Below are 22,669 nucleotides of genomic sequence, written 5' to 3' on the forward strand. Positions count from 1 at the left end.
TTCTCAGTCGACCATGCCAGCAGCGAGATGTGCGAACGGCAGGCTTTCGACGTGGTCGCTGTCCTCGTTTGGCGCATTTTGGGCTTCTCTGCGTAAAACGGATGCGCGCTTCTTTTCGCTGTCGGATTTGAGCTGGCCGCAGGCCGCCAGGATGTCGCGCCCGCGCGGGGTGCGGATCGGCGAGGCATAGCCGGCCTTGTTCAGGATGGCGGCGAAGGTCTCGATCGCCGTCCAGTCCGAGCACTGGTAGTCTGTGCCGGGCCACGGATTGAACGGGATCAGATTAATCTTGGCCGGGATGCCCTTGAGCAGCTTGATCAGGGCGCGGGCCTCGGCCGGGCTGTCGTTGACGCCCTTCAACATGACATATTCGAAGGTGACGCGGCGGGCATTGGACAGGCCGGGATAGGCACGGATGCCGGCCATCAGGGCTTCGATATTATACTTCTTGTTGAGGGGAACAATCTCGTCGCGCAGGGTGTCGTTGGTGGCGTGCAGCGATATGGCCAGCATGGCTGCGGTCCGGTTACCCAGGGCTTCCAGCTCTGGCACCACGCCTGAAGTCGAAACGGTGATGCGGCGGCGCGACAGGGCGATGCCTTCGTTGTCGGAGATGATGTCGATGGCGTCGGCGACATTGTCGAGATTGTACAGGGGTTCGCCCATGCCCATGAAGACGATGTTGGATAGCTGGCGGTCTTCCTTGGGCGACGGCCATTCGCCCAGATCGTCGCGGGCCACCTGGACCTGGGCGACGATTTCCGCCGCGGTCAGGTTGCGCACCAGCTTTTGCGTGCCGGTGTGGCAGAAGGTACAGTTCAGGGTGCAACCGACCTGGCTGGAGACGCACAGGGCGCCGGCGCGGCCGACGCTGGGGATGAAGACGCTTTCGACCTCGATGCCCGGTCCCATGCGGATCAGGTATTTGCGCGTGCCGTCGCGCGAAATCTGACGTTCGACGATTTCCGGGCGGGCCAGGGTGAAGCGGTCCGCGAACAGGGCGCGCTGATCTTTGGCGATGTCGGTCATCAGATCGAAGTCGGTGACGCCGTAATGATGGATCCAGCGCCAGATCTGCTGCATCCGCATCTTGGCCTTGCGCTCTTCGACCACGCCGGATTCCAGCAGGGCGCGCACCAGGCCATCCCGGGTCAGGCCGGTGATGTTGACGAGCACGGGCTGGGTCGCAGGTTTCGAAGACAGGTCGAGCGTATGGGCCAAGATATGCGGCTTTCGGGACAATTTTTCAGGAAGAGGCGAGCCTATACATCAAACCCGCCGCAAAGTCCAATCAGCGGCCGATGTAGCGTTCCGGGCGGTGGAAGCCCAGCATGACGCCGCTCATGGCCGCAGCCGACAGCAGCGACAGGCCGACCTGCTGCCAGTTCAGCACCAGGATGGAGACCGACAGGATCAGGGCATCGCACAGCATCTGGGTCTTGCCGGCATTGATTCCCTTGGTTTTTTGTAGATACAGCGCCAGCACGCCGGTGCCGCCGGCGCCGGCGCTGTGCCGCGCCAGGGCGAGTATCCCCATGCCGATAATCGTGCCGCCGAACAGGGCGGCGAAGATGGGATTGACGTCGCTCAGGGTGAACATCAGCGGTGCGATGCTGGCCAGGGCCATAATGACCAGGTTGACGATGACGGTCTTGACCATGAAGCGCCTGCCCATGGCCGGCCAGGCAAACAGGAAGAAGGGAATGTTGATCAACATGAACAGCACGCCCACCGGTAGCGGCACGACATAGGAGACCAGCAGCGCGATGCCGGCGACGCCGCCGGTCACCAGGCCGGCCGACTTCAGGAAGATGATGCCCAGCACCACAAAGGAACAGCCGATGGCAAAGGCGTAGATGTCCTCGATGACGGTGTGTTTGACGGCGGGGTACAGCGCGTCGGCGCCGTCTTTATCCAAGGCCGGTTTGACTGTCGTGCTGGCTGAAAGCATGCGGAACTCGTCGAAATAAGACGTGTCCAGCCCTGTCACTGCGCAGATGCTTGCGCTTGAAACCATTCTTGCCACAAAGGACAGCGACCGTCTATTCGTCTTTCAGCGTTTTGAGGTAGGCGATCAGGTTGTGGCGCACCTTCGGGTCGTTGAACATCATCGGCATGTCGGTGCCGGTATAGACGTGCTGCGGTCCGGACAGAAACTTGTCGAGGCGTTTTTCGCTCCATTTGTGGCCCCTGCGGTAGCCTTTCTGCAAGGCGGGCGAGTAAGTAAAGCCTTCGACGGATCCGACCCGACGGCCGACGACACCGAACAGGGGCGGGCCAGTGTCGAGCAGCATGTGGGCGCTGTCGTCGTGGCAAAGGCCGCAAGCCTTGAAATAGAGCTGGGCGCCGGCCTGAAGGTCAGCCGCGGCATCCGGCTCTGCGGCGCCAGGCGCCATGGCGGCGGCCGGAGAGGCGGCCAGGAGGACGGTGCCGAGTAGCAATATCATCTTCATCGAACTCTCCATCACAATTGACGGAGGATGACGCAAGACGGTGTGCGGCGCCTTGATTCAAATCAAGCGCGGCAGATGGGACAGTCCGGATCGGCCGCCAGACCGACGATCCGGCTTTGCAGGGTCAGCCCGTCGAAGATCATCAGCCGCCCAGCCAGGTTTTCGCCAGCGCCGGTGATCAGCTTGACGGTCTCTAACGCCGCCAGGGTGCCCAAGACGCCGGCCAGGGCGCCGACGACGCCGACCCGTTCGCAGGTCTCGGCATCGGGAGGGACGTCCGGCACCAGGCACTGGTAACAGGGACGCCCCTTGAAGACGGCCAGTTGCCCGCTCCACCGGCCAATCGCCGCCGAGACCAGCGGTTTGCCCAGCGCGTGACATACCCGGTTGATCAACAGCCGGGTTGGGAAGTTATCGCAGCCGTCCAGAACGATATCATAGCCGCTCAGGACCTCGGCGACATTGTCGTCGTTCAGGCGCAGGCCATGGACCTGACAGTCGCAGTGCGGATTGATGTCGTTCAGTCGCGACTTGGCGGTTTGCGCTTTCGAGGCCCCGATCTCGCCTGTGCCGTACAGGATCTGGCGCTGGAGATTGCTCAGGCTGATGGTGTCGTCGTCGATCAGGCCCAGCGTCCCGACGCCGGCCGCGGCCAGATACAGCGCGGCCGGCGATCCGATCCCGCCCATGCCGATCAGGGCGACCTTTGCGGCCTTGAGCTTCATCTGGCCCTGGCCGCCGATTTCCTTCAGCACCAGATGGCGGGCATAGCGGTCGATTTCGTCGTCGGAGAGCATGGTGTTCATATAACCAGCGCCTTTGCCATGCGCCAGTCTTTCCACCTTGTTTACTCTGGGTTTACCCTGGCGGCCGAAACTGGTGCCTTCCGGGACGATTCGCATGAAGACTGCCCTTCGCCAGCTAAGCGCATCGCACCGCACCGAACAGGCCGATACCCGCCTGGGTGTGGTGCTGGCTTTTGTCGCAGGCGCGGTCAATGCCGGCGGGTTCCTGGCGGTCGGCGCCTATACCTCGCACATGACCGGCATGGTGGCTTCGATCACCGACCTGGTCGTCGTCGATCAGTGGCGAACCGCCGTGGCCATCATCCCCCACATCCTCGCTTTCTTTGCCGGATCGGTGCTGTCGGCGGTACTGATCAACTGGGCGCGGCTGAAACACCTGGCCAGCGAGTTTGCCCTGCCACTGATGGCGGAAGCCTGTCTGCTGATCGTCTTCGGGCTTCTGGCGGCGACCGGTCTGGCGGCTGGGCTGAATGGGCTATACGGCCTGATCGCCCTGCTGTGCCTGATCATGGGGCTGCAGAACGGGCTGATCACCAAAATTTCTCATGCCGAGATCCGAACCACCCACATGACCGGGGTTATCACCGACCTGGGGATAGAAACCGGCCGCTTTTTGTTCGGCAAGGTCAGCCATGCCGACACGCGCTTCAGTGCGGTCAAATTGCGTCGTTTGGTGCTGTTACTGGTCGGATTTGTCATCGGCGGGCTGGCGGGCGCGGCGGCCTTCAGCTGGATCGGATTTGTCGCCGTCCTGCCTCTTGCCGCGCTTCTGGCCGCCATGGCGCTGTTGCCGATTGCTGACGACTTGAAGCGCATGTTCTCAAAGCATCGGTGACGGCATGCCGCATAGGCCAGACTGAAAAGTACGGGCTTTGCGCCGATGACGCAAAGCCCGTACCCGGATATCCAAGCTCGGTACGGATCAGAAATCGAAGCGTAAGCCCACGCTGATACGGCGGCCCGATAATTCGTACATGGTCGGGAAGGACGGGTCCATGGTGTAGCCCGTGGTGACTGCGTCGGTCATGTTGATGCCCTTGAGGCTGACCTGGGCACGGTCGCTCAGACGGTAGGAGAGCGAAATGTCCAGTTGGCCGTAACCGTCCCGGTAGATCGGATACATTTCGTAGCCGATGCCTTCGACATACTTGTCCTTGTAGTTATAGGAGGCGCGCGCGTCGAAACGGTCGTTCTCGTAGTACAGGGTGATGTTGTAGGTGTTGTCGGCCAGGCCGATCGGAGCAGTCGGGATGCCCAGGGTCGAGGACCCGGTCAGCGAGCTGTCCAGCAGGGTGTAGTTGGCATTGATGCCGAAGCCCTGCAGGCGTTCATGCAGCAGGCCGAACGGTACGACGGCGACCAGTTCGAGACCGCTGACGTCATAGGAGCCTTCGGCATTCACCGGCTGGTAGACATCGAACTCATAGACACCGTCGATCGTGCCGTTGGCATTGTACTTGGTCACGTTCGGAACGGTGCCGGTGAGGGTGCTGCGGACCACGCCCTCAATCGTCTTCGAGAAGTAGGACGCCGCCAGCAAACCGCCTTCCGGCAGGTACTTTTCGATGCCGATTTCCCACTGCCTGGCGTAGGTCGGCTTCAGGTCCGGATTGCCGTCGGTGAAGCGGAACGAGTTCCAGCTCGCTGTGCGCTTGTAGGCCAGGTCGGTCAGGGCCGGGCGCATCAGGGTTTCCGAAGCGGCACCGCGCAGGACCAGATTGTCCATCAGGTCGGCAGTAAAGTTCAGGCTGGGGAGCAGCTTCTGGTAGGTGCCTTCCTTGGACACTGGCGCCGGGGTGTAGCCGGTGGTGCCGTTGGGGTTCTGGACCTGGTGGTAGCCGGCCGAGTTGACGGTGGTGTCGACATAGCGGGCGCCGGCATTGATGGCCACCGGAACCGAGCCGAGGTCGAAGGCGAAATCCGCCATGGCATAGACGGTCGTGACCTTTTCGTCGACCTTGTAATACTGGCTGACATCGAACGGCGTGTAGAAGCCGGCATAGCGGAAGGTCCTGCGGGCATAGTCGTTGGACACCTGCTGCCAGTCCAGATCGCTGACGGTGTAGTCACCACCCGGCACGATGTCGCCGATCCATTGCAACTCGCTGTTGGCCAGGGTGCGGGTGTTCAGCCACGCCGTGCTGCCGGCGGTCGGGCCCTGGATGTTCAGCGCGCCGTACTGACGCTCCTTGCTCTTGTCCGTGTAGCGCAGACCGAACTGAAGGGTTTGCAGGGCCGGGAAGCTGCTCAGGCCGAAGAAGCGAGTGTAGTCGACCTGGGCGGCCGCCTTGTCGTCGGTGACGCTTTCCAGGTTGGTTTCGTAGGCCTCGAACAGATACTTGCTGGAGGCGTTGTACATGTCGATCGAGGCCGGATTGGCGCTCTTGACGGTTTCACCGCCCTTGTCCGTCCAGCGGGTTCGCGACGGGGCATAGGCGACGTGCTTGAGATTGGCGTAGTCCGAGGTCTTTTCGGCGCCGGAGTAGCCGGCCAAGGCACGCAGTTTCCAGCCGTCCCCGCGCCAGTTTAATTCGCCACCGAACTGGGCGTAGTCGGTCTCGTTGATGCGTTCCTTGCTCAGGAACTCATGCTGGGTCGCGGTGTAGGAGACGTCGCGCAGCACGACCATGCCGTAGTCGGCCAGGGTCGTCTTGTCGTAGGCGTGAATGGTCTCGAAGGTGCTGCGGCTGGAGGCCGAATAGGCGGCGATGTCGTATTCGTCCTCGGTCGAGTCATAGCTGCCGACCATGGCGTCGAAGGCCAGGTTGAAGTCCGACGATGGCTTGTACTGCAGCGCCACCGTGGCGCCCCACTTATCCTGTTCATTCAGGTAAACGCGGTCGCCGACCTTGTCCTGGAAGATGATGCGGCCGGTCTCGTTGCGGTCGGTGCGGCTCTTGACGACAACGCCGGCATCGCGCGCCAGGACGTCGGCGGCCTGGGTGCCACGTGCGCCGGAGGCTTCCAGGAACCGGAAGGCCGGACGGAAGTTTATGCCGGAGTTGGCGTCGGTGCGGTTGGTGCGCTTCGTGGTCGCAAACGACACCAGGGCGCCCCAGTCGCCCCAGGTGTTGCTGGCCAGGAAGGACATACGCGGGTCCGTCTCGCCGGAGATCGAGTTATGGGCACCTTCGAACGCGGCGACCAGTTTGCGGCCCTTGTAGTCGAACGGACGGGCGGTGGTGATATCTACCGAACCAGCGATGCCGCCTTCTTCGTCGGCGGCCGTCGGCGACTTGTGTACCGTGACCTGCTGGATGATTTCGGAGGCGAACATGTCGAATTCGACGTCACGGCCGCCGCTGCCCGATGCGGTGGCCAGGTCGTTAATCGAAACATGCGTGAATTCGGCCGGCAGACCGCGAACCATGACCCGTGTACCCAGGCCCTTGTTGCGTTCGATGGTCACGCCCGGCATGCGCTGGAGCGCTTCGGCCAGGTTCTGTTCCGGGAAGTCGACGACGTCGGTGGCGACGATCGAGTCGGAGAAGCCCGTCGTCTTGCGCTTGATGTCGACGGCCTTTTCCAGGCTGCGGCGGTAGCTGCCGGTCACGACCACCACCTGGCCTTCATCGCCGGAGTCCGCGACGGCCAGCTGAGCGGCATCCTGCGCGAAGGCGCAGACCGGTGACAGGGTCGTTGCCACGGCTATGGCGGTGGTGCAAAGGAAACGGTACTTCATATTAGGCCCCAAGGTTAAGTCCTACCGGTGACGGACACCGATATTCGTCGGTGCTCCGACGCATGGGAGCGCTGCCTATCGAGGGCGGATGACAGCTTGATGAAGGATTTCCGACGATATGGTTGCACGAAAGACCAAAGCCGAAGGTGGTACTAATTTGTCTCGATAAAGATCGGATTGGAATAGAACCACAGGTCGGGCCACGGGTCTTCACCCAGGGGGTCGGCAACGGGCTCCAGCTCGTCTGTTGCCGTGCCGCGCAGGCGGACATAGCTGTCGTGCCCGACGGTGAAGGTGTAGCTGAGGGTGATGACCTCGCCTTCGCGCTGCCAGTCGGCGGGGGTAAATCGCCTGACGATGTGGGTGGACGGATTGTGGTCGCGGGCTTGCCCGGATACGGCGCCCATGATCAGGTCGACGCGCTTCACTTCAGGCCGGTTGCCATTGGGATTGGGAACATCCGGGTCGCGCAGCCGGACGCTGATCGTGACCGTTTCGCCGACCCTGACCTGTGCAGCGTCACCCAGACCCGCCCCGTTGATGTCGACGTCCAGTTCGCTGATCAGATCGCCGGTTGCCACGAACATCCGGCCGCGGCGGATAGCGTCGAGCACATCCGCTGGATCGTGCCGCGCCAGCACCCAGGTCTTGGCGTACTGCCCTGGCCAGAAGTCCTCGCCGCCGTCGGCCACGTTGCGGTGCGAGTCCGAGGTCGCGGTAATCCAGAAGCGGCGCCCTTCGCCCAGCAGTCCGTCCCAGGCGCCGCCCAGGCGTGCCGTCATGGTATCGAACCCGCCGTAGGTCGGCGAATGGACGTAATAACCGCGCTTGCGCAGGGTGTCGGGGCTGGCACCCTTTTTCAGTGATGTACCCTGATGGCCCGGCGCGCCTTCCATGCCGACGGCAATATCCCAGGCGGTGTCGTTCCAGCGCCGCAGGGATGCCGGCGAATGCCGCCCGTAACCGTCAGGACTTGGCGCTCCGCGCGACGGATGATTGGCAATAACCAGCGGCCGGGGCGTCAGGTCGTTCATCTCTTCCAACATGGCGATCATGCGCTCGGGATCATCCCGGGCGGGGTCGCGGGTCTCGTACGCGGCATAGGCGCTTTCCAGGCGGCGCAGGGTGCCGGCTTCGGTGGAATCGATGGGCATGATCAGGCTGGAATGGTCACCGCCGGGTGTATCGAGTTCCATGCCGAAGAACTGGATAACCTGCGGAACGGCGGCACGTGCTTCCACCAGTTCGGGGTAGGTCTGCTCATATCGCAGTTTCGACAGCCCTTCGCCGCCGTGATCGATCATGACGACCCAGCTCAGGCCATATTGATGCGCTTTGCGGGCATTTTCCGGCAGGGTGTAGATGCCATCCTGGCCCAGGACATAGACTCCATCCACGCTCTTGCCGGAATAGCGGCTGTGGACGTGATGATCGCCGGCCAGCCACTGCCGCGGCGTTTCGGCCGGCGCCAGCGAGGGCAGGGGCGCAAGCATCAGGGCAAGAAGGATATCAAAGGCCATGGGACGGATTCCGAATGTAGAAACCGGTCCATAGACGATGGTCTTGACAGATATGTAACAGCCCGGCTTGTCGCTGGCCCTTGCAACCGGGCGGCAAAACCGCCAAGTAAACGGCTATGCCCAACTTGAATCATTCCGAGTCGAATTTTCCCAACTGGCACGGTACCACCATCGTCGCCGTGCGCCAAAACGGCAAAACCGTCATCGCCGGCGATGGCCAGGTCTCCATGGGCGCGACCATCGTCAAGGGTGGCGCTCGCAAGGTTCGCGCGCTGGCCGGCGGCAAGGTCATCACCGGCTTTGCCGGCGCCACGGCCGACGCCTTCACGCTGCTGGAGCGGCTGGAAGCCAAGCTGGAGCTGTTTCCGGATCAACTGGCGCGGGCCTGCGTCGACCTGGCCAAGGACTGGCGCACCGATCGCTATCTGCGCCGGCTGGAGGCCATGCTGCTGGTCGCCGACCGCAACCACATCTTGACCCTGACCGGGGTCGGCGATGTGCTCGAACCGGAAGACGGCGTTGCGGCTATCGGTTCAGGCGGCGTCTACGCCCTGTCAGCGGCGCGCGCCCTGATGGAGTATGAACCCGATGCCGAGGTCATTGCCCGTAAGGCGATGAAGATCGCCGCCAGCATCTGCGTCTACACCAATGACCATCTGACACTCGAGACCCTGTCGTGACGGCGCGCGTGACCATCGACCAGGCGATCCAGAAGGCGCGGATGACCGTCCATATGCCGGCGACCTGCATCATGTTCGCCGCCTGGGGCCAGGCGCTTATCCTCGTGCCCTCGGGTCAGCTGCCGCAGGTGTTTCTGTTCATGTCGATGGCGGTCGCCGTCTCTGGCTGGCCGCTGGCCTGGCTGTACCGGGCCTGGATGACACCGCGCTGGAAGCTGTGGGCCTATGCCGGCGCCGGCAATGTCCAGCAGATGAAGGACGCCGCCATAGTGGCCAAGGTGATCGGCCCGGATGGTGGCTTTTCCGAAAAGTCGGAGATCTGCTCCAAGGAGATGCGCGCGCAGATCCTCCGGCTGGAAGGGCGGGCATAAGGTTGTGCTGACGCTTCGCGCCTTGAGCACGGTAAGTTACAGCTTTCGCCGCCTGACTCCGGACGACCTCGACCTGGTCAATGGCTGGATCGCGGCGCCGCACGTGGCGCAGTGGCGGTTGTCACCGATCCGCATCCAACAAATGCACCCGCGATCCGGGCTTACGAAAAGGCCAGCTTCATCCCATATGTTGAAGGCAATCATCCGCAATGGGGCCGCAGCCTGTTGATGGCCTGCACCCGCTGATACGACTGAAACCTAGGAAAGGGTTGTCCACAGATAAGCCAGATAAGCCAGATGGGCGGAGCCTTTCCGCACAACCTGCGCTCTATTCAGCGGTTCGCCTGACGCGCAACGCGCGTCGATAAATTAAGCCCGAGACCCGGCCCGGATTTGACGCGGGATACGCTATCCATCTGGCTTATCTGGCTTATCTGTGGACAACCCCTTTTCAAACCCGAAGACCCAAACGCGCTTCGCGCAGAACGCCCACAGACCGACTGACATCATGACCACATTTTCTCCCCGTGAAATCGTCTCCGAACTGGACCGCCACATCATCGGCCATAACGACGCCAAGAAGGCCGTCGCCGTTGCCCTGCGCAACCGCTGGCGCCGTAAGGCCACCGATGCCTCGATCCGCGACGAGATCACGCCCAAGAACATCCTGATGATCGGGCCCACGGGCGTCGGCAAGACCGAGATCGCGCGCCGTCTGGCCAAACTGGCCCAGGCGCCGTTCATCAAGGTCGAGGCGACCAAGTTTACCGAGGTCGGCTATGTCGGCCGCGACGTCGACCAGATCGTCCGCGACCTGGTCGAGGCCGCCATGTTGATGATCAAGGACAAGAACCGCGCCGGTGTTCGCGCCAAGGCCGAGGCCGCCGCCGAAGAACGGCTGATCGACGCCCTGGTCGGCAACACAGCCGGCCAGGCGACGCGCGACAGCTTCCGCAAGAAGCTGCGCAACAACGAACTGGACGACAAGGAGGTCGAGTTGCAGCTGACCGAGACGGGATCGCCGATCGGCATGATCGAGATCCCCGGCCAGGCGGGCAACAATTTCAATTTGGGTGACATGCTGTCCAAGGCCATGGGCGGCCGCAAGAAAACCGTCAAGACTTCGGTCAAGGCGGCCTGGCCGACCCTGATCGCCGAAGAGTCCGACAGGCTGCTGGACCAGGAAGCCGTCGCTTCGGAAGCGCTGAGCCTCGCCGAGAACGAAGGCATCGTGTTTCTGGATGAAATCGACAAGGTGGCGTCGCGCTCGGAACGCGGCGGCGCCGATGTGTCGCGCGAAGGCGTCCAGCGCGACCTGCTGCCGCTGATCGAAGGCACGACGGTGTCGACCAAGTACGGGCCGGTCAAGACCGACCACATCCTGTTCATTGCCTCGGGCGCCTTCCACGTCGCCAAGCCGTCGGACCTGTTGCCGGAACTGCAGGGGCGCCTGCCGATCCGGGTGGAGCTGAAGGCGCTGACCCAGGACGATTTCCGCCGCATTCTGAGCGAGCCGGAAGCCAATCTGATCAAGCAGAACCAGGCTTTGATGAAAACCGAGGGCGTGACTCTCGAGTTCGACGATGGCGCCATTGCCGAAATGGCGGCGGCCGCGGCTTCGGTCAATGCCAAGGTCGAGAACATCGGCGCACGCCGGCTGCACACCGTCATCGAAAAGGTGATGGAGGAGTTGTCCTACGCCGCGTCCGACATGGCCGGCCAGACGGTGCTGATCGACGCCGACTACGTCAAGCGCCGCCTGGGTGACATCGCCACGGACGCCGATCTGAGCCGGTATATTCTGTAATCAGCTTCCGGGAGTCGGGTTCTTCGGGGCGGGGTCCTTCGGGAAGTTCTTGTCGAAGTTGCGGGCATAGTCGTCGAAGTGGGCCTCGAACATCTTGCGGCACTGGTCGACGAAATAGTCCGCGGCTTCGGCCTTCTTGGCGGCAAACTCAGCCTCCGAAGGCGCCATCTTGGCCCAGACCCAGGCATGATAGCGCGCCGCCGCTTCGTTCAGCGACACGCTCACATTGATCGGCGGTGTCGTCGCCAGATGGCTGTTGGCCGTGGCGATAAAGCTGTTGAAACGGGCTTCAAAGCCGGGATCGATATGCTGGGTCATGCGAACGCTTTCGTTTAGACGCGAACCGCACCCATAGCATCAGACCACGTAACCGTTCCAGTCGATCACACTCAAACCCGTGATGCCCAGCACCAGGATCGTCCCGCCAGCATGGGTACGGGTTGCGCCGTCGACGCCGTCTGATACATCGCTGAAACTGTCGCCGTTCTGGAGTTGATCGCGCCTCTTGCAGTATGCGGGGCCCCTAAACGATTGCTGTCGGTCCCTATATCAGCTTGGCCAGCAAGGCGTCGCTGGCCGTGTCGCACAGCCGGTAGACGGCCTCGAAGTCGCGCGCGCCGCCGTAATAGGGATCCGGCACGTCCTTGTTCAGCCCCAGCGCTTCTTCAAGATAGAGGGCGACCTTTGCCTTCGAGCCCGGCGGCTGCATCTTTGTCAAATGGCGGACATTATCGCGGTCCAGGCCCAGGATCAGGTCATAGTGGTCGAAGTCGTGCGTCTTGATCTGACGGGCGCACTGGCCCGAAATGTCCATACCGAAGCGGGCGGCGACAGCGATGGAACGGTGGTCGGGCGCCTCGCCGGCGTGCCAGCCGCCGCAACCGGCGGAGTCGATGTCAAAGCGGTGGTCCAGGCGCTTTTCGCGCACCTTATAGCGCAGGACGCCCTCGGCCAGGGGGGAGCGGCAGATATTGCCAAGGCAGACAAACAGAATGGCGGTCATGGGGTCGGTTTCATATAGCGGTCGAAATTGGCTTGGTAGTCATCGAAATGGTCTTCCAGCATCATGTGGAATTGATTGACGAAGTAATGAATCGCCTCATCGCGATGTTCTGCCATCTCAGCTGCGTCCCGGCAAAGCGTGGCGTTTAGCCAGGTGCTGAAACGGGCATTGGCGTACATCATGGACGCACTGACAACGCTGACCTCAGCTTCCTTCATCTGGGCGTTTGACAGATGGATATGCGCGTCCGCGCGGTCGAAAAAAGCCTGATCGGGTTCTGGTTTCATCGTGCCTCTCCGCTGGAAGCCCGAACTTAGCGGGCGGTTGATATTACAACAACCGTTGAAATTGCGCCGAGGCCGGGGTAGGGTTGGGCAACTCACAAAAGGGCAGGGAACCATGATCCGTATAATCGCCGCCGCCGCACTGATCCTGGCCAGCCCTGTCGCAGCCGAACCGATCGTCGCCATACCTGCCGAGCAGGCGCAACTCGACGCCCTGAAACAGCCAGAGGACTGGTTCATCGCCCATCTGAAAGGTCCGCGCGAGGTCTCCGATCGCGTGGCGTTGGACGCACGGCTGCAGTGGGTGCTGGAAAACGTAACGCGCCCGGCTTCGGTGCCGGCGGTCCAGGCATACCTTCGCAATACCTACGCTACGCCGGAAGGCCGCGCCGCCACTCGGACGGCGCTGGACCGTTACTGGGCGCTGCGCACCGCACCAGGGCCGCAGATGGCGACCGAGGACCGCACCGTACCCGGCCGCGACGGCAATGCCATTCCCATCCGCATCTACCGCCCGGACGGTGTGGCCAAAGACGCGCCGGTGATCGTCTATTACCACGGCGGCGGCTTTATGTTCGGCAGCATCGAGGCCTTCGACCCATCGGTGCGGATGATCGCCGCCGAGGCGAAGGCGATTGTGGTTTCGGTCGGCTATCGCCTGGCGCCGGAACATCCTTACCCCGCCGCCTGGAACGATGCCGAGGACGCCTATGACTGGGTCGCGGCCAACCGGTTGAGCGGTGGTCAGATCGGCCTGGCCGGCGACAGCGCCGGCGGTACCCTGGCGATCGCGACGGCCTTGCGGGCGCGTGACGCGAAGAAGCCGATGGCAGTGGGGTTACTGCTGTTCTATCCCGGCGTTGATCGGGTCAATGATTATGCGTCGATGAAGACACTGGGTTCAGGTTACGGCCTCGATGCCGACAATCTGAAATACCTGGCCGATCAGGTCTACCCCGAAGGTGTTGCGACGACCTCGGCGGATACTTCGCCGATGCAGGCCGATCTGTGCGGTTTGCCCGCGGTCCGTGTTGTTACCGCGGGCTTCGATCCGCTGAAGGACTCCCAAGCCGCCTTCGCGGCGCACCTGTCGGCCGAGACCAAATGCAAACTCGACGCCTCTCACGTCCGATATGGGACCTTGATCCACGCCTTTTTGCAGACCACCCTGTACGTGCCGGATGCCGATGCGGCGGCCCGAAGCGAAGCCGCGCAGTTCGGCCGGCACCTTCGGTCGAACTAGGCTTGCCGCATCGGGGAATCGTGCGTAAATGCGCTGAGAACATCCCGTGAACGGTGCCGTCATGTCCCAGCCCCTGCCTGAGCTTGAAGCCTTTGTCGACCGGCTAAAGGCCATTTCCGACCGCTATCAGCGAGTCTATGACGTCGATCGCAGCGGCGATTGGCACCTGATCAAGGTCCAGGAGGAGATGGGCGAACTGACCCAGGCCTATCTGGCCATGACCGGCCGGTCGCGCCGCAGCGTCGACGGCGCCCGGCACGACGTGGCGATGGAGATGGCCGATGTTATCTGCATGGTGCTGCTGATGGCGCGGTCCGAAGGCATCGACCTGAATGCCGCCATCACTGAGAAGTGGCTGAAGTGGGAGCAGGTCATGGCCGATGAGGGCGCCCCGGAACTGATCCGGGCATGACGGAGCTGACGACGGCGCGGCTGCGCCTGACGCCGATGACGGTGGCCGATTTCGAAGATCTGTGCCGGCTGTGGCGCGATCCGGCCTTTACGCGTCAGATCGGCTTGCCGTTCATGCTGCCGGAGACGGTGTGGCTGCGTTTATTGCGCGATATCGGCCACTGGCAAATCATGGGTGTCGGCAACTGGGCGATCCGCCGGCGCGAGGACGACGCCTGGCTGGGTACGGTAGGGATTTTCGATTACCGCCGCGACTTGGTACCGGCCTTTGGGGCTCTGGAGGTCGGCTGGGGGCTGGTTCCCGCGTTTCACGGTCAGGGCTATGCGTTCGAAGCCGTGACGGAGGCCCTGCGTTACGCTGACGACGATTTGCGGCTGCCACGGACGACCTGCATGATCGCGCCGGACAATGCGGCGTCGTTCCGGCTGGCGGCCAAGGTTGGCTTCACACCGTGGGTAGAGGGGGACCTGCGCGGCGAAAAGATCCAACTGCTGGAGCGGTTTTGTAAGTAAGAAGTTTTACCACGGAAAGCACGGAAACGCCGCCTTTGGCGGCGGCACGGAAAAGCACTGAAATCCTGCGCTCACCCGCGCGAAGCGCCTTCCTCCCGTAATCACTGCGAATGGGCGCTTCGCGAATATTGACGGTTTCGTCCTTGCGCAAATTGTTCTACTCACCCGTCATGGCCGCACCCGATCCTGCACTGATTTCCGCCCTGTTCGAGCGCTTCGAAGAGGACAAACCCGACCCGCGCACAGAACTCGATTTCGTCAATCCTTACACCCTGCTGGTCGCCGTGGTGCTGTCGGCCCAGACCACCGATAAAGCCGTCAACAAGGCCACAGCCCCGGTATTCCAAATCGCCGATAATCCCGCCGCTATGGCAGCTCTGGGCGAAGACGGCCTCACCCCCATGCTGGCCTCGCTGAACCTGTTCCGGACAAAGTCGCGCAATGTCATCCGGCTCAGCCAGATTCTGATCGACCAGTATGGCGGCCAAATCCCGCTGACTCGCGACGAACTTGTGGCGCTGCCTGGCGTCGGCAACAAGACCGCCAGCGTGGTGCTCAACGAACTGGACATCCAGCCGGCGATCGCCGTCGACACGCACGTCTTTCGTGTTTCTCACCGGCTGGGCCTGGTCGATGCCACCGCCAAGACCCCGGACAAGGTCGAACAGCAGCTGATGCAGGTCATTCCGCGAAAATGGTTGACCCGCGCCCATCACTGGCTAATCCTGCATGGGCGCTATGTCTGCATCGCGCGCAAACCCAAGTGCGAGGTGTGCATCGTCAGCCACCTCTGCCCTCGCATCGGGGTTTAGACCCGGCGCAAATCCTCGGCGCACAAGAACAGATCGTCGCCGCGCGTTTCCAGCTTCAGCGACCGCACCCGGGCCACTACCTCGCACAGCTTCTCGTAATTCAGCGGCTTGACCAGGTAGTGAACTGCGCCCAGTTCGCGCGCGCCGATGACGTCTTCTTCAAAATCCGAACCCGACAGGACGACCACCGGGATAGTCTTCAGTTCGGGCAGGCCGCGCAGTTCCTTGAGAAAGCCGCCGCCTTGGATGCGCGGCAGGTTGAGATCGAGGAAGATCAGGTCCGGCCGGGGAGCGCTTTCGAACCGTGGTTCATTGCGAAGGAACCGCAACGCGTCCTCCGCCGAGGTGACCCAATGGCCATCGAACTGGACCCGGGCGCGGTTGAGAAGATCAGTGACCAGACGGATTTCCACGGCGCTGTCTTCGATAAACAGCACCTGAGCCATCGGGGCTGCCTCTTCGCCATCAGGTTCCGTCATGCTACGCGTCCGCACTGGAAAGCCGGGAGTAAACCCCTCGCGTCTTCACTTATCAAGCGATTTTTGTGCCATGAAGGTTGCGAAATGCGACCACAGGCTGTGACACGGTAAATGAGCGGTTAAATTATGGCTGCGGCTCGGCCTGACGAATATCTTACGCAACCTCATGCAAAAGGCGACCGCGTACTTGCACCGAGCCGGGTTAGGTTTGCTCGACCCACGGGCCTGTAAGAGGAGAGAGCGGCATGGCAACCACAACGGCACACAGCGCAAGCCGTGACAACACAACGATCACGTTTTTGGAAGCCGTTGTCGCTGTTGCACTCGCCCTGGGTATCATTTTCCTGTTTCTGGGCGACGCCGGTGAGACCGTCACGGTGATCAGCATGGCAACGGATGCAACTGTGGTCGCTACGGGCCTTGCCGCTCAGCCGTAGAACGTCAGCCTAAGCGTGGCACTTACATCCGACATGCATGGCCAGTTCCACGGCATCCTTGAAACGCATCGACGCTTCCAGATCGTAGGTCAGGTACAGGTCCGGCTCGATCAGTTCCAGTTCCATCAGACAGAACCGGCCTTCCGCGTCGCGCACCATATCCACCCGCGCATACAAAAGCCGGTCGCGGCCGATAAAATCCAGAGCCGCCTCGGCCAGGTCCGAGGCTTCAACAGGGGGCCATTTCAACTGTAACCGCGCGTCGTAATCCGGCTGCGAACGGAAATCGCCAGACTTCGGCGTCTTCAGCACCGCATGCGAAAAGGCGCCGGCAAAGTAGAGCAGGGACCATTCACCCTCGCTCTGGACCGATTCCATGAAAGGCTGGATCATCGCCGGGCCTTGCGGCGGGCCGGCAACCTTGCCTTCGACGTCGGTTTCGCCCGGAAGCGCGGTATCGCCCTGCCAGACTACGGTGTTTTTTGCCCCGGCCGAGACCACGGGTTTCAGCACCAGAGTGTCGCCGAAATCGGCGCGGGCGCGGGCAATGTCGTCATTCGTCAACTGCTCGACAAACAGGGTCGGGATGATCCGCACCCCGGCCTCGGCAAGGTCGCGCAGATAGCGTTTGTCGACATTCCACGCCACGATTTCCGGCGGATTGAACACGCGGCGCTTGTCGTCGGCCAGACGCTGCATAGCGGCGCGGAAACCGTCCGGATCGTTGTGGTAGCCCCAGGCCACCAACGGCACGATCAGGTCAAAATCCTGCGTGACCGGCTCCGACCATGGCTGGTCGAAGATTTCGGCGTCGATGCCGGCCAGGGCTTCCCTATAGGCGTCCAGCACATAGGGCCAGCGGCCATGATGCGACGGATGGTCCGGGTTCGGAGTCAGGATCAATAAAGACTTGCTCATCGCTTCCTTATTCACCATTAGGGTACGCCATCGCAACCGGAATTGTTATCAGCGCACCATGACCACGACCTACGATATCACCGCCGTCGGCCACGCCATTGTCGACGTCCTGGCGCCGGCCGACGACGCCTTCCTGAAGAGCCATGACCTGCACAAGGGCGCCATGACCCTGATCGACCAGCACCGCGCGGTCAGCCTCAATGACGCCATGGCCGACAGCGAAAGGGCGTCTGGCGGTTCCGCCGGCAACACCATTGCCGGTGCCGCGTCGTTCGGGGCGAAATGCGCCTATATCGGCAAGGTGGCCCACGACAGCTTGGGCGAGGTCTTCTCGCGCGATCTGAAGAAGATGGGCGTCACCTTCAACACGCAAGTGCTGCATGACGACCCGACCCATACCGGCCGCTGCCTGATCAATGTCACCCCCGACGGCCAGCGTACCATGGCGACGTTTTTGGGGGCCGCGGCCATGGTCGGCCCCAACGACGTCGATCCGGAAGTGGTGAAGGCGTCGCAGATCGTCTACCTGGAAGGTTATCTGTTCGACACCCCGTCGGGCAGGGAAGCCTTTGCCCGCGCGGCCCAGATTGCGCGCAACAACGGCCGCAAGACCGCTATCACGCTGTCCGATACCTTTGTCGTCGATCGCTGGCGTGAAGATCTGCTGGCCTTCATTTCGCGCCATATCGACCTGGTCTTCGCCAATGAACACGAACTGATGTCGCTGTTCCAGACCGACGATTTCGACAAGGCGTTCAAGTATCTGAGGTCGAAGGTCGAACTGGGTTTCGTCACCCGATCGGAAAAGGGCTCTGTGTGCGCGCGCCAGGACGAGATCCATGTCATTCCGACCTATCCCGCGGCGGCCGTGGTCGATACCACCGGCGCTGGTGATCAGTACGCTGCCGGGGTCATGTTCGGCCTGACGCGCGGTTTGGGGTTGGATGTCTGCGGGCGGCTGGGGTCGCTGGCGGCGTCGGAAGTCATCGACCACTACGGCCCGAGGCCCAAGGTCTCGCTGCGTGAACTGGCGCAGAAACACGGGCTGATTTGATATAACCGAAGTCTATGTAAAGGGGGGGGCACAGATTACACAGATTAAGAGGGATTAAGTAAGGGCGCTTCGCGCGGTATCCTTGAATTCCAATCTGTGTAATCTGTGTAATCTGTGGATCCCCTTTCTTAACTTCTTCGCTTCAGCGCCACATACAGGGCGCCGGAGCCGCCGTGGCGGGCATGGGCCTGGGAAATCCCCGCCACGATATGCCCTAACGCTGGGTCAGCCAGCCATTCCGGCGCATTGCGTTTCAATATACCGTTTTCCGCCATCCCCTTGCCGGTAATCACCAGCACGGCGCGGAAGTCATTGGCGTAGGCCTGCTGGACAAAGGCCTTCAGCCGCGCCTCGGCGGCCATCGAGTTCAGCCCGTGCAGATCCAGCCTGGCCTCGATCGGGTCACGTTCGCGGCTGATACGGCGTTTGCGTCGGGGCTCGATCGGATCGGGTGAAAAACTGTCGCCGGCGATAAAGCGAAAGCCCGGCTCTGGCCGGACCGCCTGGCCAAGGCGAAACGGTGTGGCAGGCACGGGTTTGGGTTTTTCGGCCACCATCGGCTGGGCCATGCCCGCCACATGGACGGTTTCGATTTCGGGATCTGCCGGGGCTACACGCGAAGCCCGGTGCGGCCGCACCGTGGCGGTGACCAGCGACCACAGACGCAAATCGTCGGGCATGAACTTGAAACGAGACATGGCCTGACCTTGCCATGTCGCACCGCGAAACGGAAGGTCAGAATTCTTCGCTCTGGAAGGCCTGGAGCTGTCGTGTCAGGCGCTCACCGCGCTTGCCGGCGATCAGAGCAGCCTCGGCCAGGCGGCGTACGCTTTCCGGGCTTTCGGTGGTTCGGGCCATGACATCGAGCGCGCCATTGACCACCTGCAACATCTGGGCAAAGTCCTGGGCGACGTCGCCGGTCAGGCGGCCCACCGTCTCGAAGCGCTGGGCGTTGCTGAGCGCGGCGTTCATCTGGTCGATTCGGACCTGCATACCGGCCATCTGGGTCTGGGACGAATTCAGCGCGGTGTTCAGTTCGTCCAGGCGCCCCTGCAAATCGCGGTGGGCGGCCTGCCACTTGGCCAGCTCGTTATTGGCAACGGCCAGCTTGCTTTCATATGGCGTATAGTCAGGCGCCGGAGCGGCGGCCAGTTCGGCATAGCGCGACCGCAACACCTCGTGGGCGTCGCGAACGTCCTTCAGTTCGTCGCTCAGATCGGCGATGCGCGCCTCATACGGGGCATAATCGGGCTCGGGTCGGGCGCGCAGCGTTTCGGTTTCGGCGCCCGTGGCCTCCAGCTCGGCCCTGGCCTGATCCAACTCGGTCTGAAGCGCGGCGATGCGGGCCTCGTGATCGCTATAATCGGGTTCGGGATCCGGCGTATGGGACAGGACGTGATAGCGCTGGGCCAGGTCATCGTAACGCTGACGCGCCGCCTCGGTCTGGTCCTGCAGTTCGCGGATGCGCGCCTCGTGGCCGCTGTAGTCGGGATCGGGCAGGGGTTGACTCAGAACGGTGTCGAGCTCTTCCTGGACGGCATCGCGTGCCATCGTCGTGGCCTCGATCTCGGATTCCAGCTCGGCCAAGCGGGATTTCAGCACCGCATTTTCCGCGACGACGGCCGGGTCGGCTTCGATGACCGGGCCCGCCTTGCGCAGCGAGTCCAGTTCTCCGTTCAGCACATCCAGTTGCGCCTTCAGCACCGCGTTGTGGTTCACCACGGCCGGATCGGCTTCGCGGACGATGACCGGCTCCGGCGCCGGCAGATTGCGCAGGGTCTCCAACTCGGCTTGCAGCGCTGCCACCTCGGTCTTCAGCGCTTCATTTTCGGCGACCACGACCGGATCGGGCTCGTGGACGATAATCGGTTCGGGGGCGGCCTGACTGAAACTGTGCCAGGCGTAGACATCGCCCTGGTCTGCGCCAAGACGTTCGATTTCGGCACGGGCGGCTTCGACCTCGGCCAGGGCTTCATCGCGTCCGGCCTGACGGGCGGTTTGCTTGGCGACTTCCAGTTCGGCCAGGGCAACATCGCGGGCCGCCTGGCGGGCGGCGTTCAGATCGGCTTCGCTGATCTGGGATTCGAGGATTTGAGGCTCGACAGGTACGGCGGCAATCGCCTGCTTCCATTCGGTGCTGTCATAGGCGATGCCGTAGATCTGGCGCTCGCCGTCTTCGATGGTGGCCTGGCCCTTAAGGGTGATCCACCGCGCGGAGTCCGTATTTTGGGCAACCCAGATGTCGAGCTGCAGCAGGTCGTCCTGACCGGACTTCAGCCGGCTAAAGGCGTCGTCGGCCTTGACCTGGTCGTCCTCGGAAATCAGGGTCGGGCCGCCCGGTTCGTCGCGGCCAATCAGGGCGCGCATGCCGGCGTCCTCGACGATGGTGTCGGCTTCGGGGTCATATTGCCAGACGCCGACGCCCAGCGCGGCCAGGGCCTTTTCACCGTTGCGGAAGTCTTCCAGTTCCTGTTGCTCGGTATCGTTCAAGGGCGCGGCAACGGGGCGCGGGGCGACAACCACCTGCTCGGCCGGCATAGCCATGACGGTCAGACCGTTGGGACCGCCTTCGTGGGTGCGGACAACCCAACCGGTGACGGTGCACGGATAGGAGGCTTCGGCGCCGGGCGTCTTCAGCTTCAGCGCCACCGAAGCGTCGCCGATGTCGCTTTCGTCCTGGATATCGCCGAGATAGTCGAGGGCTGCCTGGAAATCGCCGTCGGCGACGAACAACTGAGCCCACGCCTTGCCGACGACCTCTTCGCGCTTCAATTCGAAGGCGTCGAGCGCGGCACTGTTGACGTCCAGAACGACCCCTTGCGCGTCCAGACCCCAGAAGGGGACGGTAGCCGCCGAGAACCAGTGGCCGCGCCAGGCGCCGGTGACGTCGTCGACGCCTTCGCCGGACCAGGTTTCGATCTCGACCATCGCCGAGGTCGAACCTATGACCTCACCGGCGCTGTTCATGATCGGCATGGCGGTGACAGAAACCATCACCTTGTCGTGGCCGCCGTAATTGGTCAGCAGGTGCTGGAAGCCCTTGACCGTCTGACCGCGCAGGGCGCGCGCGATCGGCATCAGGTCGGCGGGAATGGCGCGGCCGTCCGGGAAGGCGATACCCCAGGTGGCAGCGTGAAATCTCAGGCCGATCAGTTCGGCGTCCTTGCGTCCCAGTAGCTGGTGCGCCGTTTTGTTGGCGAAGGTGAATTTTCCGGTGATGTCGGTCTCGACCAGGGCAACAGGCACAGCATTGAGCACGTTGAACATGCGCCGTTCCAGGGTGTCGATCTTGCGTTCAGCCTTGAACAAAAGGTCCTGGAATTGACGAACCTGAAAGGCTTTCAGTGCGGCGATGACGCCGCCGGCGATCGACAAAAACAGCAATATCGCGGCAACGACGCCCAAAAAGACGGCCAGTTCCCCATCGTTATGCCAAAACATACGCTCTTTATCCCGCCTATGACCTTCTGCCGGGCGCCCGATCGGGTGACCTGAAGCATTTTGCGACAGAGTTCGCTCATCGCAATAGCCCAGCAAAAACCGGGCCGCAACCGCAACAGCTTACAACACAAATGCTTAAGGGAAAATGGGCATGGTTTTTTCCGCTGACCTGCCGCGGGGGGCTCGCACAAAGGTGGGTGGCGGGCGGTCGCTCGTTACCCTGGCTAAGCCGCCATGGAAAAAGGGCGGCGGAATGGCTTCCGTCGCCCTTTCTTAATTTGCAGGATTGCTGCTGTTAAATAGCGCGCGGGCCGCCACGCAGCATGCGCGCCAGGGCAATCAGCAGACAGGCGCCGACCACACCGGCGACAAGGTAGCCAATAACACCGCCGAACGAGATGCCGATCATGGCAAACAGAACATTGGCGATGATGGCGCCGACAATACCCAGAACGATATTCATCAGAAGCCCCTGATTGGACTTCATGATCATTTCGGCGATCCAACCGGCCACCGCGCCTACGACAATGGCCAACAGCCATCCAACTTGAGGTTCACCCATTACAGTCTCTCCGTATTTGTTTGCCCGCCAGGAACGCGGCCAGCTTCCAAAGTAACGGGGAAGGCGCAGTTTTGAGATACGGTTGTCCGCTGACTTTGCAAGGAAAAAGATTAAGCCCCAAGCGCGATGTCGTCCGCCGCGAGGACCCGGGCCATCGCCTGGCAATACTCGGAAGATATGGCAGGCGGTCTTA

General features: G+C 62.3%; 24 protein-coding genes. 10 read left to right on the plus strand and 14 right to left on the minus strand.

Annotated elements, in window-relative coordinates; translation table 11 throughout:
- Positions 1-3 precede the first annotated feature (3 nt).
- The 4 genes from rlmN to ABI_RS06755 all read right to left on the minus strand — a co-directional run bounded on the left by rlmN (position 4) and on the right by ABI_RS06755 (position 3,259).
- Positions 4-1,221, minus strand: coding sequence for a dual-specificity RNA methyltransferase RlmN (rlmN, locus tag ABI_RS06740; protein ID WP_006272132.1), 1,218 nt, complete (start codon positions 1,219-1,221; stop codon positions 4-6).
- Between the two features lie 70 nt (positions 1,222-1,291).
- Entirely contained in the window at positions 1,292-1,951 is a 660-nt protein-coding gene (locus tag ABI_RS06745) for a YitT family protein (RefSeq protein WP_006272133.1), read from the minus strand.
- A gap of 91 nt (positions 1,952-2,042) precedes the next feature.
- Positions 2,043-2,453 carry a c-type cytochrome gene (locus ABI_RS06750; protein WP_006272134.1) on the minus strand — a complete coding sequence of 137 codons (411 nt, stop codon included), beginning with the start codon at positions 2,451-2,453 and terminating at the stop codon, positions 2,043-2,045.
- A gap of 62 nt (positions 2,454-2,515) precedes the next feature.
- The gene (locus ABI_RS06755; RefSeq protein WP_006272135.1) at positions 2,516-3,259 is read right to left on the minus strand and encodes a HesA/MoeB/ThiF family protein; all 744 of its coding nucleotides are present in this window, start codon (positions 3,257-3,259) and stop codon (positions 2,516-2,518) included.
- A gap of 94 nt (positions 3,260-3,353) precedes the next feature.
- Between ABI_RS06755 and ABI_RS06760 the strand changes: the two genes are divergently transcribed.
- On the plus strand, positions 3,354-4,094 hold the full coding sequence (locus ABI_RS06760; protein ID WP_006272136.1) for a YoaK family protein: 741 nt from the start codon (positions 3,354-3,356) through the stop codon (positions 4,092-4,094).
- Positions 4,095-4,181: 87 nt separating this feature from the next.
- On the opposite strand, the gene ABI_RS06765 is transcribed toward ABI_RS06760, so the two are convergent.
- Complete coding sequence (locus ABI_RS06765) at positions 4,182-6,941, minus strand: TonB-dependent receptor (RefSeq protein ID WP_006272137.1); 2,760 nt, start codon at positions 6,939-6,941, stop codon at positions 4,182-4,184.
- Positions 6,942-7,093: 152 nt separating this feature from the next.
- The gene (locus ABI_RS06770; protein WP_006272138.1) at positions 7,094-8,461 is read right to left on the minus strand and encodes a CehA/McbA family metallohydrolase domain-containing protein; all 1,368 of its coding nucleotides are present in this window, start codon (positions 8,459-8,461) and stop codon (positions 7,094-7,096) included.
- A 116-nt stretch (positions 8,462-8,577) separates the two neighbouring features.
- On the opposite strand from ABI_RS06770, the gene hslV reads away from it, so the two are divergent.
- From hslV to hslU, 3 genes are all read left to right on the plus strand, one after another.
- Positions 8,578-9,141 carry an ATP-dependent protease subunit HslV gene (gene hslV / locus ABI_RS06775; RefSeq protein WP_040308663.1) on the plus strand — a complete coding sequence of 188 codons (564 nt, stop codon included), beginning with the start codon at positions 8,578-8,580 and terminating at the stop codon, positions 9,139-9,141.
- Positions 9,138-9,512: a hypothetical protein gene (locus ABI_RS06780; RefSeq protein WP_006272140.1), complete on the plus strand. Its 375-nt coding sequence runs from the start codon at positions 9,138-9,140 to the stop codon at positions 9,510-9,512. Before hslV ends, ABI_RS06780 begins: the two co-directional genes overlap by 4 nt.
- Positions 9,513-10,020: 508 nt before the next feature.
- Positions 10,021-11,319: an ATP-dependent protease ATPase subunit HslU gene (gene hslU, locus ABI_RS06785; RefSeq protein WP_006272142.1), complete on the plus strand. Its 1,299-nt coding sequence runs from the start codon at positions 10,021-10,023 to the stop codon at positions 11,317-11,319.
- Here hslU and ABI_RS06790 read toward each other — a convergent pair whose 3' ends face one another.
- From ABI_RS06790 to ABI_RS06800, 3 genes are all read right to left on the minus strand, one after another.
- Positions 11,320-11,637 carry a DUF3144 domain-containing protein gene (locus ABI_RS06790; RefSeq protein WP_006272143.1) on the minus strand — a complete coding sequence of 106 codons (318 nt, stop codon included), beginning with the start codon at positions 11,635-11,637 and terminating at the stop codon, positions 11,320-11,322.
- A 226-nt stretch (positions 11,638-11,863) separates the two neighbouring features.
- A complete protein-coding gene (locus ABI_RS06795; RefSeq protein WP_006272144.1) occupies positions 11,864-12,322 on the minus strand; it encodes a low molecular weight protein-tyrosine-phosphatase in 459 nt (152 codons plus the stop codon).
- Positions 12,319-12,609 (minus strand): DUF3144 domain-containing protein, encoded by a 291-nt coding sequence (locus tag ABI_RS06800; RefSeq protein ID WP_006272145.1) that lies wholly within the window; start codon positions 12,607-12,609, stop codon positions 12,319-12,321. Before ABI_RS06800 ends, ABI_RS06795 begins: the two co-directional genes overlap by 4 nt.
- Positions 12,610-12,721: 112 nt before the next feature.
- Between ABI_RS06800 and ABI_RS06805 the strand changes: the two genes are divergently transcribed.
- The 4 genes from ABI_RS06805 (at position 12,722) to nth (ending at position 15,585) form a co-directional block, all read left to right on the plus strand.
- Positions 12,722-13,849: an alpha/beta hydrolase gene (locus ABI_RS06805; protein WP_006272146.1), complete on the plus strand. Its 1,128-nt coding sequence runs from the start codon at positions 12,722-12,724 to the stop codon at positions 13,847-13,849.
- A 61-nt stretch (positions 13,850-13,910) separates the two neighbouring features.
- Positions 13,911-14,261 carry a pyrophosphohydrolase domain-containing protein gene (locus tag ABI_RS06810; protein ID WP_040308664.1) on the plus strand — a complete coding sequence of 117 codons (351 nt, stop codon included), beginning with the start codon at positions 13,911-13,913 and terminating at the stop codon, positions 14,259-14,261.
- Positions 14,258-14,773 (plus strand): GNAT family N-acetyltransferase, encoded by a 516-nt coding sequence (locus tag ABI_RS06815; protein ID WP_006272148.1) that lies wholly within the window; start codon positions 14,258-14,260, stop codon positions 14,771-14,773. The genes ABI_RS06810 and ABI_RS06815 overlap by 4 nt, the downstream gene beginning before the upstream one ends.
- A gap of 170 nt (positions 14,774-14,943) precedes the next feature.
- A complete protein-coding gene (nth, locus tag ABI_RS06820) occupies positions 14,944-15,585 on the plus strand; it encodes an endonuclease III (protein ID WP_050808261.1) in 642 nt (213 codons plus the stop codon).
- On the opposite strand, the gene ABI_RS06825 is transcribed toward nth, so the two are convergent.
- Positions 15,582-16,064 (minus strand): response regulator, encoded by a 483-nt coding sequence (locus tag ABI_RS06825; protein ID WP_006272150.1) that lies wholly within the window; start codon positions 16,062-16,064, stop codon positions 15,582-15,584. The two genes, nth and ABI_RS06825, sit on opposite strands and share 4 nt — an antisense overlap.
- Before the next feature lie 245 nt (positions 16,065-16,309).
- Between ABI_RS06825 and ABI_RS06830 the strand changes: the two genes are divergently transcribed.
- Entirely contained in the window at positions 16,310-16,501 is a 192-nt protein-coding gene (locus ABI_RS06830) for a hypothetical protein (protein WP_040308665.1), read from the plus strand.
- 9 nt (positions 16,502-16,510) lie between these two features.
- On the opposite strand, the gene ABI_RS06835 is transcribed toward ABI_RS06830, so the two are convergent.
- The gene (locus tag ABI_RS06835) at positions 16,511-17,419 is read right to left on the minus strand and encodes an ATP-grasp domain-containing protein (RefSeq protein ID WP_245531305.1); all 909 of its coding nucleotides are present in this window, start codon (positions 17,417-17,419) and stop codon (positions 16,511-16,513) included.
- Between the two features lie 58 nt (positions 17,420-17,477).
- On the opposite strand from ABI_RS06835, the gene ABI_RS06840 reads away from it, so the two are divergent.
- Positions 17,478-18,473, plus strand: a complete 996-nt coding sequence (locus tag ABI_RS06840) for an adenosine kinase (protein ID WP_006272153.1) — start codon at positions 17,478-17,480, stop codon at positions 18,471-18,473.
- Between the two features lie 128 nt (positions 18,474-18,601).
- Here the strand turns inward: ABI_RS06840 and ABI_RS06845 are convergent, their stop codons facing one another.
- The 3 genes from ABI_RS06845 to ABI_RS26120 all read right to left on the minus strand — a co-directional run.
- Positions 18,602-19,171 carry a Smr/MutS family protein gene (locus ABI_RS06845; protein WP_006272154.1) on the minus strand — a complete coding sequence of 190 codons (570 nt, stop codon included), beginning with the start codon at positions 19,169-19,171 and terminating at the stop codon, positions 18,602-18,604.
- A gap of 37 nt (positions 19,172-19,208) precedes the next feature.
- On the minus strand, positions 19,209-21,914 hold the full coding sequence (locus tag ABI_RS06850; RefSeq protein WP_006272155.1) for a PAS domain-containing protein: 2,706 nt from the start codon (positions 21,912-21,914) through the stop codon (positions 19,209-19,211).
- Between the two features lie 295 nt (positions 21,915-22,209).
- Positions 22,210-22,669, minus strand: a 460-nt coding sequence (locus ABI_RS26120; protein ID WP_245531306.1) for a GlsB/YeaQ/YmgE family stress response membrane protein, incomplete at its 5' end; no start/stop codon positions are given.

This window comes from Asticcacaulis biprosthecium C19 (assembly GCF_000204015.1).
Classification (GTDB): Bacteria; Pseudomonadota; Alphaproteobacteria; order Caulobacterales; family Caulobacteraceae; genus Asticcacaulis; species Asticcacaulis biprosthecius.

Bases quoted from the DNA above. Each gene is read 5' to 3' on its own strand.
- ABI_RS06810 (WP_040308664.1), top strand. From the start codon at position 13,911: ATGTCCCAGCCCCTGCCTGAGCTTGAAGCCTTTGTCGACCGGCTAAAG.
- ABI_RS06755 (WP_006272135.1), bottom strand. From the start codon at position 3,259: ATGAACACCATGCTCTCCGACGACGAAATCGACCGCTATGCCCGCCAT.
- ABI_RS06800 (WP_006272145.1), bottom strand. From the start codon at position 12,609: ATGAAACCAGAACCCGATCAGGCTTTTTTCGACCGCGCGGACGCGCAT.
- ABI_RS06830 (WP_040308665.1), top strand. From the start codon at position 16,310: ATGGCAACCACAACGGCACACAGCGCAAGCCGTGACAACACAACGATC.
- ABI_RS06805 (WP_006272146.1), top strand. From the start codon at position 12,722: ATGATCCGTATAATCGCCGCCGCCGCACTGATCCTGGCCAGCCCTGTC.
- ABI_RS06790 (WP_006272143.1), bottom strand. From the start codon at position 11,637: ATGACCCAGCATATCGATCCCGGCTTTGAAGCCCGTTTCAACAGCTTT.
- ABI_RS06760 (WP_006272136.1), top strand. From the start codon at position 3,354: ATGAAGACTGCCCTTCGCCAGCTAAGCGCATCGCACCGCACCGAACAG.
- ABI_RS06745 (WP_006272133.1), bottom strand. From the start codon at position 1,951: ATGCTTTCAGCCAGCACGACAGTCAAACCGGCCTTGGATAAAGACGGC.
- ABI_RS06825 (WP_006272150.1), bottom strand. From the start codon at position 16,064: ATGACGGAACCTGATGGCGAAGAGGCAGCCCCGATGGCTCAGGTGCTG.
- hslU (WP_006272142.1), top strand. From the start codon at position 10,021: ATGACCACATTTTCTCCCCGTGAAATCGTCTCCGAACTGGACCGCCAC.
- ABI_RS06835 (WP_245531305.1), bottom strand. From the start codon at position 17,419: ATGAGCAAGTCTTTATTGATCCTGACTCCGAACCCGGACCATCCGTCG.
- ABI_RS06795 (WP_006272144.1), bottom strand. From the start codon at position 12,322: ATGACCGCCATTCTGTTTGTCTGCCTTGGCAATATCTGCCGCTCCCCC.
- ABI_RS06815 (WP_006272148.1), top strand. From the start codon at position 14,258: ATGACGGAGCTGACGACGGCGCGGCTGCGCCTGACGCCGATGACGGTG.
- ABI_RS06750 (WP_006272134.1), bottom strand. From the start codon at position 2,453: ATGAAGATGATATTGCTACTCGGCACCGTCCTCCTGGCCGCCTCTCCG.
- ABI_RS06850 (WP_006272155.1), bottom strand. From the start codon at position 21,914: ATGTTTTGGCATAACGATGGGGAACTGGCCGTCTTTTTGGGCGTCGTT.
- ABI_RS06770 (WP_006272138.1), bottom strand. From the start codon at position 8,461: ATGGCCTTTGATATCCTTCTTGCCCTGATGCTTGCGCCCCTGCCCTCG.
- ABI_RS06840 (WP_006272153.1), top strand. From the start codon at position 17,478: ATGACCACGACCTACGATATCACCGCCGTCGGCCACGCCATTGTCGAC.
- hslV (WP_040308663.1), top strand. From the start codon at position 8,578: ATGCCCAACTTGAATCATTCCGAGTCGAATTTTCCCAACTGGCACGGT.
- nth (WP_050808261.1), top strand. From the start codon at position 14,944: ATGGCCGCACCCGATCCTGCACTGATTTCCGCCCTGTTCGAGCGCTTC.
- ABI_RS06765 (WP_006272137.1), bottom strand. From the start codon at position 6,941: ATGAAGTACCGTTTCCTTTGCACCACCGCCATAGCCGTGGCAACGACC.
- ABI_RS06845 (WP_006272154.1), bottom strand. From the start codon at position 19,171: ATGTCTCGTTTCAAGTTCATGCCCGACGATTTGCGTCTGTGGTCGCTG.